This window comes from Rickettsia sp. TH2014, assembly GCF_019249195.1.
Taxonomy (GTDB): Bacteria; Pseudomonadota; Alphaproteobacteria; order Rickettsiales; family Rickettsiaceae; genus Rickettsia; species Rickettsia felis.
The window spans coordinates 1-3,562 of record NZ_MXAX01000292.1; the positions used below are offsets into that span (position 1 = coordinate 1).

The window sequence follows — 3,562 nt, forward strand, 5'->3', positions numbered from 1 at the left end:
TTTTTTATATCTACGCAACAAGGCCTTGCGAGGAGCCATAGGCGTTGTTGCATGGTCCGGTTTTTCTCCTTTCATCCCGTGATTTATTCACGGGAACCAGTTAAAAATATCAATATTATTGATATTTTTAGTTGTTTTCTGGATACCGTGGTCAAGCCACGGTATGACACCGAGTGCGTTTTTCGATCCATGCAACAAAGCCGAAAATAGATAAACGATTATATAGTAATAACTTAAAAACAATAATATTTATGAACGATTCAAGGAAAACAAAAATTTCTAAAGACTTAGCAGAAGTACAAGAGCATTATCAAGATTATCCTTATCCTTTCAGAGACCCAAATCAAGAAAAAGAACGTTTACTTGCAATTTGCGGTGAGTTCTTAGGAGAATTAAACCATTTTCTATATAAAGGAAAAGAAAATTTTAATAATGGATTTAAATGCTTAATAGCGGGCGGCGGCACCGGTGATTCGACTATTTATCTTGCCAAGCAGTTAAAAGATAAAAAAATGCCGAGATAATATATCTAGATTTTAGTAAACCTAGCATGGAAGTAGCACAAAAACGTGCAGAAGTACGAGGACTTAAAAATATTAAATGGATTAATGATTCAATATTAAATATACCTAATTTAAAACTTGGAAAATTCGATTATATAAATTGTACCGGTGTGCTTCATCATTTAGCAAATCCTGATGAAGGTTTAAAAAATCTAAAAGATTCTTTAAAACCGACCGGCGGTATGGGTTTAATGGTATATGCTAAATACGGACGTACCGGTGTTTATCAAATTCAGGATTTAATGAAAATGATAAATAAAGATACTAAAAACCGTGTCGAAGAAGTAATGAACGGGAAGCTAATTCTAGATAATTTGCCTGCTACTAACTGGTATAAAAGAGGTTGGGAATTATTTTCAGACTACCAAAATTTCGGTGACATTGGAGTTTATGATATGTTCCTGCACAAACAGGATAGAGCCTATTCCGTTCCTGAGTTATATGAATTCGTAGAAAAAGCAGGCTTAAATTTTGTTGATTATCTTGATCCTTTAGAGAAAATTTTATTAAGACCGGAAAATTATGTAAAAGATTTTTCACTTCTACAAAAAATTAAAAAGATGGATAAAGTAACTAGAGAAGCAATTTCTGAAATACTTACCGGTAATATTATTAAACATTCATTTTACGTATCAAATCAAAAAGATAGTGTAGCCTCTCTTGATGACCTTGATAATATACCGTACTTCCATAATATTGCCAATTTTGCTAAACAAATTTATGAGCATTTGGAATCTAATCCTTCAGCAGTAAATAATGTTATTAATTTTACTATTAATAATGGGATATTAAATAATGTTAATATCTCAATGTCGATATTTAGAAGCACTAAATATATTTTTAAATATATGGTAGAAGAGAAAAGTTTAAGAGAAATATTTGATGCGGTACGCAGCGAATTAAACCAAGAAATAAGCAATGAAGCATTATTAAACGAAGTTAAAAACGTTTTCACTCCATTACTTAATTCAAATGTATTATTATTAAAATCAAAGGATTTGTAGAGTATACGTGGATTAGTTTATCCAAACGCCCTTGATGTCATACCCTGGCTTGTCCAGCTTTGTTGCATGGCTTGGTTTCCGTCATTGCGAGAAGAATTACGTAGTAATTCGACAAAGTAATCCAGTTAAAAATTTTGATTTACAGAATTTTTTAATTATTTTTCTGGATTGCAACAATGCTTCGCTCCTCGCAAAGCAGTGTTGCGTGGATCGGTAAAACCTTCTGTGTCACCCCGTGGCTTGACCAGGGGTCTATAAAAACAATAAAAAATACTAATATTTTAGTATTTTAACTGGATTCCGTGGTCAAGCCACGGGATGACAGAGGCGAAATTGATCCACACAACAATACCTGCTCGCAATGACGATTTGGGTTGACAATGCGCTATTACGTTGTTAGTATGCTTTTACATACATAAACAATTCTTATAAGCTAACAAGATAAATAATTCTTCAAACCGCAAGAATAAATAAAATTTTCTAAAAATCTAATTTGATTCCTAATTTTAAATAAGTATATTACTTACCTTTAAACTTAATTGCTAACTCAACTTTTCAATTATAATCTATTAATAATAAAATAATGAACACAACTAATAAAGAATCTACAGAAGAACTTAACAATACCGAATCCAATAACAATCATAATAATTTTGCAGAGCACGGTAATATTATTAATTTAAAACAATTAAAACGTAAATTACCAGAGGAACTACAAGCTCAAGCAGAAGAATTAAAAATTGAAAATATTAATTCATTACTTAAACAAGAATTAGTTTTTGCAATTTTGAAAAAATCCGTAGAGCAGGGAGGTTTAATAGTTGGCGAAGGGGTACTTGAGGTATTACCTGACGGGTTTGGTTTTTTACGTTCACCGGAAGTAAACTATTTAGCAGGTCCTGATGATATTTATATTTCTCCTAGTCAGATTCGTCGCTTTGGTCTGCGCACCGGTGATACTGTAGAAGGTCAGATCAGAGCTCCAAAAGCCGGAGAACGTTATTTTGCTTTACTGAAAGTCAATAGAGTAAATTTTGAAGACCCTTCTAAAGCTTATCATCGTGTTCATTTTGATAATTTAACTCCCTTATATCCTGATGAAAAATTAGGATTAGAACTTGAAAATAATAGTAAAGATAGTAAGGATTTTAGTACACGGGTTATTGAACTTGTTGCCCCTATGGGTAAAGGACAACGTGCATTAATAGTAGCGCCGCCTCGTACAGGTAAAACCGTATTATTACAAAATATAGCACATGCAATTACAACTAATAATCTGGAAGTATTTTTAATAGTACTGTTAATAGACGAAAGACCTGAAGAAGTAACCGATATGCAACGTTCCGTGCGTGGAGAGGTTGTTAGCTCTACTTTCGATGAACCGGCAAGTAGGCACGTGCAGCTTGCAGAAATGGTTATCGAAAAAGCAAAGCGTTTAGTAGAACATAAAAAAGATGTGGTAATTTTAGTAGATGCGATAACACGACTCGCTCGTGCTTATAATACCGTAGTGCCGTCATCAGGGAAAGTATTAACGGGCGGTGTTGATGCTAATGCACTACAAAGACCGAAAAGATTTTTCGGAGCAGCAAGAAATATCGAAAACGGCGGTTCGCTTACTATAATCGGTACGGCTTTAATTGAAACCGGTTCTCGTATGGATGAAGTAATTTTTGAAGAATTTAAAGGTACAGGTAATTCCGAGATAGTTCTAGACCGTAAGATTGCCGATAAGCGTATTTATCCGGCTATTGATATAACTAGATCAGGAACTAGAAAAGAAGATTTATTAGTAGATAAAATAATATTAAATAAAATGTGGGTTCTTCGTCGTATTATCGATCCGATGGGTAGCAGTGAGGCAATAGAATTTTTACTCAAAAAACTTGAACATACTAAAACTAACGGTGAGTTTTTTGAGATGATGAAGAGTCCTGAACGTCCTAAAAACGGTTTATAGTCGTACCGTCATTGCGAGAAAAAATTGAAAATTTT

The 3,562-nt window shown here is 33.4% G+C and carries 1 protein-coding gene and 1 pseudogene; both read left to right on the forward strand.

What is annotated here, in order from left to right:
* Positions 1-251: 251 nt before the first annotated feature.
* Positions 252-1,567, forward strand: a pseudogene (locus KYQ89_RS06105) (class I SAM-dependent methyltransferase).
* A 583-nt stretch (positions 1,568-2,150) separates the two neighbouring features.
* Complete coding sequence (gene rho / locus KYQ89_RS06110) at positions 2,151-3,527, forward strand: transcription termination factor Rho (protein WP_218460844.1); 1,377 nt, start codon at positions 2,151-2,153, stop codon at positions 3,525-3,527.
* Positions 3,528-3,562 lie beyond the last annotated feature (35 nt).